Origin of the sequence: Pantoea dispersa (genome assembly GCF_014155765.1) — a bacterium.
Lineage (GTDB): Bacteria > Pseudomonadota > Gammaproteobacteria > Enterobacterales > Enterobacteriaceae > Pantoea > Pantoea dispersa.
This window is the reverse complement of record NZ_SCKT01000007.1, coordinates 79,618-92,602: the sequence shown is the minus strand read 5'-3', so window position 1 is coordinate 92,602 and position 12,985 is coordinate 79,618. Positions and strand designations below refer to the sequence as shown.

At 55.7% G+C, this 12,985-nt stretch carries 12 protein-coding genes; 8 read left to right on the top strand and 4 right to left on the bottom strand.

What is annotated here, in order from left to right; translation table 11 throughout:
* Entirely contained in the window at positions 1-627 is a 627-nt protein-coding gene (locus H7K56_RS17970) for a response regulator (protein WP_150360766.1), read from the bottom strand.
* Positions 628-855: 228 nt separating this feature from the next.
* Here H7K56_RS17970 and H7K56_RS17965 point away from each other — a divergent pair, with 228 nt between their 5' ends.
* The 7 genes from H7K56_RS17965 (at position 856) to H7K56_RS17935 (ending at position 8,269) form a co-directional block, all read left to right on the top strand.
* Complete coding sequence (locus tag H7K56_RS17965) at positions 856-1,482, top strand: hypothetical protein (protein ID WP_150360767.1); 627 nt, start codon at positions 856-858, stop codon at positions 1,480-1,482.
* Positions 1,483-2,192: 710 nt separating this feature from the next.
* On the top strand, positions 2,193-2,885 hold the full coding sequence (locus H7K56_RS17960) for a DUF1120 domain-containing protein (RefSeq protein WP_150360768.1): 693 nt from the start codon (positions 2,193-2,195) through the stop codon (positions 2,883-2,885).
* 119 nt (positions 2,886-3,004) lie between these two features.
* Positions 3,005-3,697: a DUF1120 domain-containing protein gene (locus H7K56_RS17955; protein ID WP_150360769.1), complete on the top strand. Its 693-nt coding sequence runs from the start codon at positions 3,005-3,007 to the stop codon at positions 3,695-3,697.
* A gap of 88 nt (positions 3,698-3,785) precedes the next feature.
* Positions 3,786-4,475 (top strand): DUF1120 domain-containing protein, encoded by a 690-nt coding sequence (locus H7K56_RS17950; RefSeq protein WP_150360770.1) that lies wholly within the window; start codon positions 3,786-3,788, stop codon positions 4,473-4,475.
* A gap of 100 nt (positions 4,476-4,575) precedes the next feature.
* Complete coding sequence (locus H7K56_RS17945) at positions 4,576-5,277, top strand: fimbria/pilus chaperone family protein (protein ID WP_150360771.1); 702 nt, start codon at positions 4,576-4,578, stop codon at positions 5,275-5,277.
* Between the two features lie 11 nt (positions 5,278-5,288).
* Positions 5,289-7,697: a fimbria/pilus outer membrane usher protein gene (locus H7K56_RS17940; protein ID WP_150360772.1), complete on the top strand. Its 2,409-nt coding sequence runs from the start codon at positions 5,289-5,291 to the stop codon at positions 7,695-7,697.
* Between the two features lie 14 nt (positions 7,698-7,711).
* Positions 7,712-8,269, top strand: coding sequence for a DUF1120 domain-containing protein (locus H7K56_RS17935; RefSeq protein ID WP_150360773.1), 558 nt, complete (start codon positions 7,712-7,714; stop codon positions 8,267-8,269).
* Positions 8,270-8,378: 109 nt separating this feature from the next.
* Here the strand turns inward: H7K56_RS17935 and H7K56_RS17930 are convergent, their stop codons facing one another.
* Together H7K56_RS17930 and H7K56_RS17925 are read right to left on the bottom strand one after the other, a co-directional pair.
* Positions 8,379-8,729 (bottom strand): hypothetical protein, encoded by a 351-nt coding sequence (locus H7K56_RS17930; protein ID WP_150360774.1) that lies wholly within the window; start codon positions 8,727-8,729, stop codon positions 8,379-8,381.
* 567 nt (positions 8,730-9,296) lie between these two features.
* A complete protein-coding gene (locus H7K56_RS17925; protein ID WP_150360775.1) occupies positions 9,297-10,481 on the bottom strand; it encodes a BaiN/RdsA family NAD(P)/FAD-dependent oxidoreductase in 1,185 nt (394 codons plus the stop codon).
* 240 nt (positions 10,482-10,721) lie between these two features.
* On the opposite strand from H7K56_RS17925, the gene pitA reads away from it, so the two are divergent.
* A complete protein-coding gene (pitA, locus tag H7K56_RS17920; protein WP_021508108.1) occupies positions 10,722-12,221 on the top strand; it encodes an inorganic phosphate transporter PitA in 1,500 nt (499 codons plus the stop codon).
* Between the two features lie 77 nt (positions 12,222-12,298).
* Here the strand turns inward: pitA and uspB are convergent, their stop codons facing one another.
* Positions 12,299-12,634 (bottom strand): universal stress protein UspB, encoded by a 336-nt coding sequence (gene uspB, locus H7K56_RS17915; protein WP_010618665.1) that lies wholly within the window; start codon positions 12,632-12,634, stop codon positions 12,299-12,301.
* Between the last annotated feature and the right edge of the window lie 351 nt (positions 12,635-12,985).

Here is a 12,985-nt window from a genome sequence, read left to right as displayed (position 1 = left end):
CTACTCCATGTGGTTACGATTGGCAAAAGCAAAGAGATCGCGCAGACTTTTACAGTGCAGTTTCTCCAGCAGACGGCCTTTATAGGTTGAAACGGTTTTATTGCTGAGATTCATACGGTTAGCAATGCGCATGTTATCCAGCCCTTTTAACAGGTAGTTGAATACCTGGAATTCCTGCGGCGAAAGCGATTCCAGCAGCTGCTTATCAGAATGGATGTGGTTTTCTTCCGCCGGCACGTTGATACCCGACAGAGGGAAGTAGCCATAGCCGCTCTGCGCCGCGCGAATCGCGGTGATGATTTCCGGCAAATTGTCCTTTTTACTGATGAAACCATTCGCCCCGCAGCGCACACTCTGCACCGCATAAAAGTTCTGATTTTTACCTGAGACGATAATAATAATACCCGGAAAACTCTTAGCACGCAGCGCCTTAACCACTTCGATACCGTTCAGCGAGTGAATATCAATATCCATCACCACGATCTCCGGGTAATGCTGGTCGATAAGCTGAAGCGCTTCATACCCATCATCGGTTTCGGCGACCATGCTATGGCCCTCTTTTTCAAGCAGAAAGCTCACAGCCATACGCGCCATTGGATGATCGTCGACGACGATAAATTTCGCCATATTTTATTTCCTGACGTGACCTTAAAAAGAAAAGTTAATTAGCTTACTATTAGACTAATAAATTCAACCCTGAATCAACCACATTCAAATAACAAAATGTAGGCCGCGTCCTACACGCCGCCGATGAACATTCCCATATCCCTGCGCGTAATTTAATCGTAAAATGTCATCATTAAGAATTCATTACTCTGCAAACTATATTTTTTATTAGTTAAGTAAGGGGTAAATATGGGAAAGGTAATTTCAAAGAAAGCAGCCAATCCTGGAAAACCGAAAAAAATTATTATTGCACTCAGCTGCCATTTTGCTCTCACTGGTTTACGTGAAGTGTGCCAGCCGCTGCAGGATTATAGCTTACAGACATTGCAGATTGCGCCCGAAGCCGTGGCGGAAGAGTTAATGTTCAACTACGCCGATTTACTCATCACCGGACTGCCGCATGACGCCGCCGGCCTGGCCGATCTGCTGCTGATTCCGGAGTGGTTTACCGGCAATACAATCATTCTGCTTGATAGAGAAACACAGCCTATGCACCAGACGCTGATAGCTGCCGGTTTCTCTGCGGTGATGTGTAAAAGCGACCGGGCTGAGATATTGCGGCGCGGCATCAGGCAACAGCTACAGCGTCCACCGCTGCGCTACGACTACACCGCATCCCAGGATGGTCGCAGCGCACTGGCACGTGAAAAGCGCGTCCTGCTCGCGCTACTGCGCGGCATAAAGCCAGCGCGCATTGCACGCGAAATGGGGGTGCACCCCCGCGAGATCAGCCGCATCAAGTTAAGTAGCCTGGCGCGCAGCGGGTTTCCGTCGCTGAACGCCATGCTAGCCTGCGCCGGCAAACGCCCGATTTAAGTACCAGGACAGCGCAGCAACAACACTTTGCACAAATCGTAGCGGCGCAATTCATTGCGCAATCTGCCACGGGGCGGCTGGCGGACTCGCGCGATAAGCCGCACATCGCAAAAGAATTATCACGTCGTAGGGTGCGCATTTATGCGCACCAGGACAGCGCAGCAACAAGACCGCGCACAAATCGTAGCGGCGCAATTCATTGCGCAATCTGACACGGAGCGGCTGGCGGACTCGCGCGATAAATCGCGCCGCTACGCCCTCTTGCGGTTTAGAAGCCGGGCAGCCGAATGGGTCAGCAATAACACTGCGGATAAATACCTGCCAAATAGTCAGGCAATAATTAATTAGCTCGCAAATAAAATTACAGACCGGTCTTAATTGACACACAGCAATACAACTATTAGCCGATAGATAAAAAATAACAACTGAAGCCTTAAGACAGGGACTACAGAACACCGATGAACATTCGCATAGTGACACAGGAACTTTCGCTCTATTATAACCTCATCGCTTAGCAGCCACACCGCTAAAAGATAATAAAGCAATAATCTGATTACCTGCGCTGTTATCACTAATAGCCTGTAAGAGAAGACAGCCACATTATTTTTAAAAGGACATTAATTCAACGCAGTATCTGGATAATGCCCATCGCCTTCTCCGTTTTATTTATCAGGGAAGAAGGTTATTAAACACAACGAAGGAAATAAACCATGATGAACAAAATGATGAAAACCGCCTGCGCCCTCGCTGTGCTGGCAGCCTCAGCCAACGTAATGGCTGAAAGCGTAGAACTGAAGGTGATTGGTACTATTACTCCGCCATCCTGTAAGCCAACCCTGAGCGGCAGCGGTGGCATTGACTACGGCAGCATCCAGTCCGACTCGCTGGACCCAACCGGCTACACCCTGCTGGCAGACAAAGAGACCACGCTGAGCATCGTGTGTGATGCGCCAGCCAAAGTGGCCATTCAGGCGGTAAGCGGTCGTAAAGACTCTACCGTGTCTGACGGTACCGAAGGCGCCAGCGGTGCTGCCGCACCGGTAAGCGCAGTGGGTCTGCCGGCTGGATTTGGCGTGGTTGGTCTGGGCATGGTCGGTGAGACCAAAGTTGGTGCGTATGGCGTAGCGATCAGTGACGTTACCCTCGACAGCACCGCAGCGAAAGCCATCCAGTCTGATGACAAGCAGACCTGGAACGACAGCAATGCCAGCTCGCTGTACAAAGCGGATGGCAGCACCAGCTATCTGAGCTGGAGCGATGCCGGTGAAGTCGCGCCCGCCGCCTTTGAAAATATGAACGCCAAGCTGACGGTGAAAACCTATCTGAACAAAACGTCAGATCTGGATCTGTCCAAACCGGTACAGCTGGACGGCCTGACCACCATTGAACTGGTCTACCTGTAATAAATTGTTAACTGAACGCATTAACGCAGCCGGCATTTAACCTGGCTCACCGTTAATAGCTAAGTCTTTATTTCTCTGCGCCATAAGCCGCAAGGAAATTAACCCAATAAGGGACTTTAATGATGAAAAAAATGATGAAAACCACCTGTGCGCTGGCCGTGCTGGCTGCATCCTGTAATGTAATGGCCGAAAGTGTCGATATGCGTGTGACGGGTGCGGTAACACCAATCGCCTGTAAACCAACACTGTCTGATAATGGCGTGGTCGACTTTGGTGAGATTAATACCAACGCGCTTAAGAAAGATGAGTTAAATTTATTACAATCCAAAAAGATTACGTTAAGTATCGATTGCACTGCACCGGCTAAAATTGCTGTACTGGCAACGAATGCGCGTCCGGGAACTACCCTGGCAATAAGCGAAGAAGGCCCAGCAGGAACAGCTAAGCCCTTAATCGGAAATGGATATGGACTAAATGGTGGTGTTGCAGGTTTAGGTCTGGATGGTGATAAAAAGATTGGAGCATATGGTTTGCATATATCTAATCACAAAATTGATGGTCAAGCTGCAAGCATTTTAAGATCCACTGATAAAAACACCTGGGTTAATAATTACTATGATAGCCTCTTTGATGATAATGGGCATTACAAATATATCACATGGCATCGTCCTGATGAGCCCGCACCGACTGCATTCAAAAACGCAAGCACTACTATTACAGTTAATGGATATATTAATAAAAGCTCAGAACTTGACTTAACCAAACCCATCAAACTTGATGGTCAGGCGAACTTTGAAATGTTTTATCTATAATAGAATGGCACACATACCTAGAACAATTTAAAGTCAAAAGCAAAAGTATCAATTCAATTGATATAATGCTATTCATCAGGAAAATATCATGAACAAAACCTTCAAAACAATTTGTGCTGTGGCTATTATGTCAGCAGCGAACCAGGCAGCAGCCGAAAGTTTCCAGCTGGGCGTTACCGGAAACATTGCACCAGCAGCTTGTACGCCAGCTATCGCCAGTAATGGTGTAGTCGATTACGGCGTAATCAAAACTGAATCATTAAATAAAGACAGTTATACCTGGCTGGATGAAAAAGAAATTACACTCAATATATCCTGCAACGCACCTGCCAAAGTTGCTCTGTTCGCGACCAGTGGGCGTAAGGGCAGTACATTGTCAGACATCAATGAAGGTGTAACCGGAGCCGCCTGGCCTGCTGTTCGTGGCAATATCCCGCTAACGGCAGGAGTAGCCGGTTTTGGTTTGGATGGCGAAACTAAAATTGGTGCTTATGCTGTTACTGTTGGAGACGTTATTAAAGATGAAAACAGAGCTGCCGTTATTAAATCAGCTAATAAAACCGCATGGAGCGCAGATTATGCAAGATCCCTTTATAATGAGAGCGGTAACATACAGTATGTAACAATCAAAGAGGATGACGCTGTAGCTCCTGCGGCATTTACGACAGCCACTTTCCCATTAAAAATTATGGGTTATGTTAACAAAGCTTCAGAACTCGACATTTCCAAGCCAATCAAACTCGATGGCCTGACCAATATCGAAATGGTTTACCTGTAATAACTGCTGTAATAACCCAGGCCGGAATAAATCCCGGCCTTATTCACCCACTTTATGATTCTTATATTGAATTAACAAACAAACCAGCCGGGAACACATTATGCTGAATGTATTTAACCGCCGCACGGCATGCGCGGCCGCCCTGTTATTATCTGCCTCTCAGGCTTATGCCACCGGTATGGTACCGGAAACCTCGGTGGTGATTGTCGAGCAGGCCGATGGCGAAGGCGCACTGAATATTCAAAACACCGATTCAACGCCGGTATTACTGCTGACCACGCTGCAGGATACGCCGGACGATAAAGAACCGCTCCTGACCGTTACGCCGCCGGCGGCGCGCGTCGAGCCAGGCAAATCGCAGCGCGTGCGTTTTATTCTTACCACGAAAGAGCCGCTGAAAACTGAACGCCTGAAGCGCGTGGTAGTGGAAGGCGTGCCGCCACAGAAAAAAGATTCCAGCGAAGTACGTATGACGGTGCGGCAGAACCTACCGGTGATCATCCGTCCGGCCGGTCTGGCCAAAGAGATGGCACCGTGGAAACGCCTGAACTGGAAAATGCAGGGCGACCAGCTGACCGTCAGCAATGACTCACCGTACGTGGTGCGCCTGAACCAGGCGGTGCAGACGCTGCCCAACCGCAACGTCTACATGCTGCCGAACAGCTACGTGCTGCCGGGCCAGAAATTTACCCTGACGGCGCAGGACGGCAAAAAAGCCGGTAATGCACAACAGGTACGCATCTCTCCGGCCACCACCTGGGGTTACAGCGTCGATACCTACGACGCGCCGCTCGCGCGCTAATGGAGTGAGCCGTGCCTGGAATCACTACGACACGACGTCTGCTGCCGCGCCCGCGCCTGCTGTGCGCGGTACTGTTCCCGGCGCTCTGCTGCTTCTCCGCTTATGGTGCTGAGGAGCTGGAATTTGATAGCGCCGCGCTGGCCGCGCGCGGTATCGACCCGAAACTTGCGGCGCTGTTTAAAAATGCGCCGCGCTTCCTGCCTGGCGCGACCACGGTGGCGCTGCGCGTCAACGGCGCTGAACGCGGTCGGGTGCGCGTCACCTTCGATGAGCAGGGCGAGCCTTGTATCGATCGCACCTTCCTGAAAGCCGCCGGCCTGCTGGTGCCGCGCGGCGTCAGCGACGACGGCTGTTTTGATCTGAAAAGCGCCTGGCAGCAAGCGGAAATCACCGCCGATCCCGGCGAAGAGCGGCTATCGCTGCTGGTGCCACAACAGGCGCTGGCCGCGCCGGATCAGCATGATAGCTGGCAGCACGGCGGCGCCGCCGGCATGCTGAGCTACGACGCGCAATACCTCGATTCGATTGGCAAAAACGCCGGACTCAACTTTATGCAGGTCGGGCTGGAAGGCGGTTTTAACATCAGCGACTGGATTGTGCGCAGCCGTCAGACGGTATCGCGCTTCAACGGCGAAGTCTCACTCAACCACCAGGGTGCCTATGCCCAGCGCAGCTTTACCCAGACTAAACAGGTGCTGCAGGTTGGCCAGATCAACCTGCAAAACTCGCTGTTCGGCACCGGCCAGGTGCTGGGGGTGCAACTTTTTCCTGAGCTCGGTCTGGAGAAGCGCGGCGGCGCCGGGCTGGTGGAAGGCATCGCGAACAGCGCGTCGGTGGTTGAAGTACGTCAGGCGGGCGTGCTGGTGTACAGCACCAGCGTGCCGGCCGGTCCGTTCAAACTGCAGGGTTTCTCCCTGCTCAATACCCGCAACGATTTACAGGTAACGCTCACGGATACCCAGGGCAATAAGCAGGAGTTCGTGGTGCCAGCTGCGTCGCTGCCAATGAGCAGCGGCAGCGCACCGGGCCTGTCGATTGGCGTGGGTAAAATGACGCAGCTGGCGGGCAACGCCGGTTCGCCGTGGGTGGCAACGCTGTCGCGCGGCTGGGAACTGAACGCGCGTAATATCTTTACCGCCGGCCTGATGACCACCGCGCAGTGGCGCGCCGCCGCCATCAGCCTCAACAGCCAGCCGTTCAACCATACGCAAACCCAGCTGCAAATCACCGCCAGCCAGGATGCGCGCCACGGCGATCGCGGCGTGTCGGTATATAGCGCAGTGAGCCAGAAAGTCAGCGAACGCATCAGCCTGAGTCTCAACGCCTCCACCCAAAGCAAGGGTTACAGCGATATGGGCGATGCGCAGCAGGAGGAACGTCGTAAGCGTGATTACAGCAGCCGCGACCAGATCGGCGCTGGCATCAGCTGGGCCGGTGGCGATGTCGGTACTTTCTCGCTCGGCTGGGCGCGCAGCCGCACGTTCAACGGCGACAGCATCTCGTATCTGCGCGGCGGCTGGAGCAAATCGTTTGACCGCGCTTACCTCAGTCTCAACGTCGAACGCAGCGGTGGCGGACGCAACAACACGCCAGAGCAGCGAGTTTATATGGCGCTTAACGTGCCGTTCGGTGATTCACGCACCGTCAGCAGCTACCTCAACCACAGCGATAAAAATGGTGCCCGCGCCGGTGCGCGTTACAACGACCGGCTGTCGCAGGATCGCAGCTGGAGCCTGTCGGCCGAACGCGACTTCCGCCAGCAGCGCGACAGCCTGAGCGCCGGTATGGATATGGTGACGCCGGTCAGCCAGCTGAGCGGCAGTCTGAGCCGTTACGCGGAAGACAGCACCAGCTGGTCGCTGCGTGCCAGCGGTGGCGCAGTGGTGCACGGCGGTGGCGTCACGCTGTCGCCTTATCGCATCGGCGATACCTTCGGCATTGCCAAAGTCGGCGACGAGCGCGGCGTGCGGCTGGATACACCAGGCGGCCCAACCTGGACGGACGGGCGCGGCTACGCGGTCATTCCATCACTCAGTAGCTATCGCCGTTCTCAGGTGCAGATTGATGCACGCAGTCTGAAGAAGAACGTTGATATCGCCAACGGCGTACAGGAAACCAGCGCCGCACGCGGGTCAGTGAGTTATCTGGCATTCGATATCGTACGCAGCCGCCGCGTACTGGTCGACGTGAAGGATAACGTCGGCAAAGTCCTGCCGTATGGCGCCAGCGTGTTCGACGCCAAAGACAACTTCGTGACGGCAGTGGGCAGCGACGGCAGCATCTTTATTTCTGATGCCGGTGACGGTGGCCGCATGGAAGTGCAGCTGGGCGGCAAAACCATTTGCAGCTTCGACCTGAAGTTGCCCGCGAAGCCGCAGGACGCCGGACTGTTTGAAAACGCCAGCGCGCAGTGCAGCTAACAGGAGAGAAGAAGATGAAGCATCTGTTTTACCCGCTCGGGCTGGCGCTGCTGCTGTGCCAGAACGCACTGGCCAGCCTGCCCACGCTGCCCCAGGTGGCGCAGGATACGCCCTGCTCGCTGTCGCTCGGCACGCAGGAAGTGAACTATGGTCGCCAGACGCGCTATCAGCTGGCGGACGCTGGCGGCGGTCAGCTCACGCCCGGCAAACGCGAGCTGCTGCTCGGTGTGGTGTGTCCGTATAGCCAGCCGATGAAGCTGGCACTGCGTGGCGATCGCGCGCTGGATGGCGCACTGCGCTGGGGTGAGCACGGCAGCGTGCGGCTGCGGCTGTATGACGCGCGGCTCGACGGCCAGCCGGTCGCGCTGCTTCAGGAGCAAAATGGCCAGAGCAGCGAAAGCCTGCTGCTGCGTCCCGGCGAGCCGTTCAGCGCGGTGCAGAACGGCAACGTGGTGGAAGGTAAAGCCTTTACCGCGCAGCTGGAAATTGTGCCACTGCTGCCGGAGAGCGCCTCACGCGTGGCGCTGCAAACCGACAACGAAGCACGACTTACCCTGGAGCTGCTGCGCTAACTTCGCCAGTTACCGGGCGGCAGCGCTGGCAATTCTGATTTCTCTGGCACGCGCTCAGCATGCCTTTTGCTGCGGCGCCACTATCTGGCTGACAGGGTGCCGCAGCGCGTTAAGCGACACGCCCTACGCGTCCACCGCCCTGCGGCTGAAACAGAAAGAACAGCCCGGCGCCGGGACTGATCACCAGCATACATCCTCCCTTTTGCGGCTGCAGCTCCGCCAGCGCCAGCGTGCGCGCGTCATTGAAATCCGTCACCAGCGCCGGAAAATGCGCCATGCCGTTAATCTGCGCGCGATACTCGCGCATCATGCCGCGTCGCAGGTGCTGCACATCGTTAGTGAGCCAGCGCGGCAGGCTGTTCGCCAGCTGATGCGCTGCCACCGGCCCGCCGGTGTAAGCCAGCAAACGCACGCGCGCCTGGCGCGGCGGCTGAATAAAGTGGTGAATGAACCAATCCATGTATGCGTCTTTCATCCCTGCGCTTCCCCTGTGCTGACCGGCTGGCCTCAGGCTATTTTAAGGACTGGCAGGTTTAAGGTTAATGAGACCAGGCCTACGCGCCGGTCAGTGCAGTCTGACAAATGGGGGAGATTCTTAGTCGTTTGGGTTTGGGTTTGGGTTTGCCCTCACCCCGGCCCTCTCCCGCAAGCGGGAGAGGGAGCGGTCCGCTGCGGGCGGGGAAGGCAGTGCGTCACATGGGTTAACCAGGAAGGCGCAGCGGGTGGAAATGTGAAAGGCATGCACCGCCCAGTTCCCTCTCCCGCAAGCGGGCAAGGGAGTGGTCCGCTGCGGGCGGGGAATGCCGTGCGTAACTGGGGAAAATAAGGGGCATGAAGCAGGGGGCAAGTGTGAAAAGCTCGCAGACAAAGACTGAAGATGACCGATTGCACCCTGGCGCACCAGCCAGTTCCTTCTTCCCCTACCAGCACCGCCCAGTTCCCTTTCCTCAACCGGCACCGGCCAGTTCCCTCTCCCGCTTGCGGGAGAGGGTTAGGGTGAGGGAAAAACCACTCGACTATTAAAAAATTAAACCGCCTGCGCGCACGCCCACGCCGAGCTCCACGCCCACTGGAAATTGTAGCCACCCAGCCAGCCCGTCACGTCCACCACTTCGCCGATGAAATAGAGCCCTGGCACGTCGCGCGCTTCCATGGTCTTTGACGACAGCTGCGAAGTATCCACGCCGCCCAGCGTCACTTCGGCGGTACGATAGCCTTCGGTGCCGTTTGGCTGCACGCGCCACTGGTGCAGCGTGGTCACCAGCTCACTCTGCTGCTTGCTGTTAAGCTGCTTCAGCGTCACGTCCGGAATCTGCTGCAGCTCCTGCAGCACTTCCACCAGCCGCTTCGGCAGGATCTTCGCCAGGCTGTTTTTCAGGCTGAGGTTGGGATGCGCCGCGCGCTGCACGTCGATAAAATCGTCCAGCGGCGTCTCCGGCGACAGGTTGACGGTGACAAACTCGCCCGGCTGCCAGTAGCTGGAGATCTGCAGCACCGCCGGACCGGACAGGCCGCGGTGGGTAAACAGCATCGCCTCTTTAAACAGCGTGCCGTCCTGAGCGGTGATGGTGGTCGGCAGCGCCACGCCGGAAAGCGTGTTCAGCTGCTCCAGCAGCGGCTTATGCAGCGTAAACGGTACCAGCGCGGCGCGCGTTGGATGGACGCGCAGGCCAAACTGCTCCGCCACCTTATAACCGAACGGTGTTGCCCCCAGTCCCGGCATCGACAGACCACCGCTGGCGATCACCAGTTTGTCCGCGCGAACCGCCGAGCCATTCAGCTGCAGCGTATAACCGTCGTCGTCGCGCGCCACGCTCAGCACTTCGCTGCGCAACCGCAGCGTCACCTGGCCGGCTTCACACTCTTTCAGCAGCAGGTCGACAATCTGCTGCGCCGAGTCATCGCAGAACAGCTGGCCAAGGGTTTTCTCGTGATACGCGATGCCGTGACGATTAACCAGATCGATGAAATCCCACTGGGTGTAACGCGCCAGCGCCGATTTACAGAAATGTGGATTGTGCGACAGGTACGCCGCCGGCTCAGTGTAGAGATTGGTGAAGTTGCAGCGGCCGCCGCCGGACATCAGGATTTTACGCCCTGCCTTCTTGCCGTTATCCAGCAGCAGCACGCGACGGCCTAATTGCCCGGCCTGCGCCGCGCAGAACATGCCGGCCGCGCCTGCACCAATAATGATAACGTCAAATTTTTCCACGGCCTTAACCCACCTGATTGAAAGGCGCTGATTGTAGAGATCTGCGGCTTTTCGCGCCAGCGTCAAAAAAAAGCCGTAAATGTGTCATATTGTAACTTGCTCATTTTCCGGTCTTTTTGTCCTTAATTACCTGCCGGATGACAAATTTAAGACAAAAAAGAGCTATATTTTTCTTTCCCATAGCGCACGTTGTCGCAGATAATGCGCCGCGTTCATGTCCTCCAAAATGGCGTAACGTTTATGCTACATCTGTTTGCTGGTCTTGACCTAAGCACCGGCCTGTTATTGGTTCTTGCTCTGCTGTTTGTGTTGTTTTACGAAGCAATCAACGGCTTTCACGACACTGCCAACGCGGTCGCTACAGTCATTTACACCCGTGCGATGCGGGCGCAACTGGCGGTTGTGATGGCCGGTGTGTTCAACTTCTTAGGTGTGCTGCTCGGCGGTTTGAGCGTGGCTTATGCCATCGTGCATATGCTGCCAACCGATTTGCTGTTGAATGTCGGTTCGGCGCATGGGCTCGCCATGGTGTTCTCCATGCTGCTGGCGGCGATTATCTGGAACCTCGGTACCTGGTATCTCGGCTTACCGGCGTCCAGTTCGCACACGCTGATCGGCGCCATCATCGGTATTGGTCTCACCAATGCGCTGATGACCGGCACGTCGGTGGTGGATGCGCTGAACCTGCCGAAAGTCATCAATATTTTCCTCTCCCTGATTCTGTCGCCGATTGTTGGTCTGATCATTGCGGGTGGCCTGATTTTCCTGCTGCGTCGCTACTGGAGCAGCACCAAAAAACGGGCTCGCATTCACATGACGCCTGCTGACCGCGAGAAGATCGACGGCAAGAAAAAGCCGCCGTTCTGGACGCGTATCGCGCTGATTGTCTCCGCCATTGGCGTGAGCTATTCGCACGGTGCCAACGACGGTCAGAAAGGCATCGGCCTGATCATGCTGGTGCTGATTGGCGTCGCGCCGGCGGGATTTGTGGTGAATATGAATGCCTCCGGTTATGACATCACCCGTACGCGCGATGCGGTGAACCATCTGGAGCAGTATTACCAGCAGCACGGCCAGTCGCTGACGCACATCGTGCAGATGGCGCCACCGGCGGTGCCGACGCCGGAAGAGTCGCTCGGCGGCCCGCAGGAGTTCCATTGTGATAGCTCCCGTGCGCTTGATGCGATTAACCGTGCGCAGGGTCTGCTGGGTAATCTGCAGAGCTACAGCGATCTCACGCCTGACCAGCGCGGTCAGATGCGCCGTCTGCTGCTGTGCATCTCCGACACCGCGGACAAAGCCGCTAAGCTGCCGGAGACCAGCGCCGACGATAAGCGCTTCCTCAATAAGTTGAAAGGCGATCTGCTCGGCACCATCGAGTATGCGCCGGTATGGATTATCGTGGCGGTCGCGCTGGCGCTCGGCATCGGTACCATGATTGGCTGGCGCCGCGTGGCGACCACCATCGGCGAGAAGATTGGTAAAAAAGGCATGACGTATGCGCAGGGCATGTCGGCCCAGGTAACGGCGGCGGTGTCGATTGGTATCGCCAGCTACACCGGGATGCCGGTTTCGACCACGCACATTCTGTCATCGTCGGTTGCCGGTACCATGCTGGTGGATGGCGGCGGGCTGCAAAGCCGCACCATCAAAAATATCGCGATGGCCTGGGTATTTACCCTGCCGGTGTGTATTTTGCTGTCTGGCTCGCTGTACTGGATTGCGCTGAAGCTGATTTAACGCTTCAGCGTTGCAGGGTTCTGTCGTGGTGCGTTGCGAATACAACACAGCGCGCCGCGACAGAACCCGCTCCCCTCTCAGTGCCAAATCGCTAAGGCGATCAGGCTCACCACCACCAGAAAACACAGCCCGCTGGTCAGAACAAACTGACCGCGCACCCGCTCGCAGCGACGAATAAATTCATCGTCGTGATGATCGCGATAGCGTTTTTCCCAGATATAGCGCACCAGCCGCACCTGCTTGCTCGGCTGACCGTGGGACGTAAAGAAACCGGCACCATCAACATACTGATACAGCAACGGATCGCACCCGCGCAGCACCGCCAGCAGTGAGCGCAACGATGAGAAGTAACGCGCCATATTCACCAGACAAACCACACACAGAGCCCAAAAAAGCGCGATAGTGCTGATCATGTTCCCCTCCCGGCTGGAGCCGCAATGACGTTACCTGCAGCGGGGAAAAGCTGCAGACGCCCCACGGGAAATAAGCCAGCCACAGATGAATCGAATTGCATTGTTGTTATGCGGACCTGAGCGCGCTACCCGGACGGGAGTGGCCCTCATTTTCAGTGTAGGAGATCTGTTTAAATTTTTTCCAGCGATGATTTTCGTTCAGCGCGAGCGAAAAAAGCGATAACCCATGATCTGACTCACAGCCGGGCTTCGGTTTGCAGCATTTGCTACCCACTCTGGCTATACTCGGGATATAACAATTATTCGCCTGCGTGGCTGACATTGTGGTTGGTGGCGCTTCATCGCCGTTAC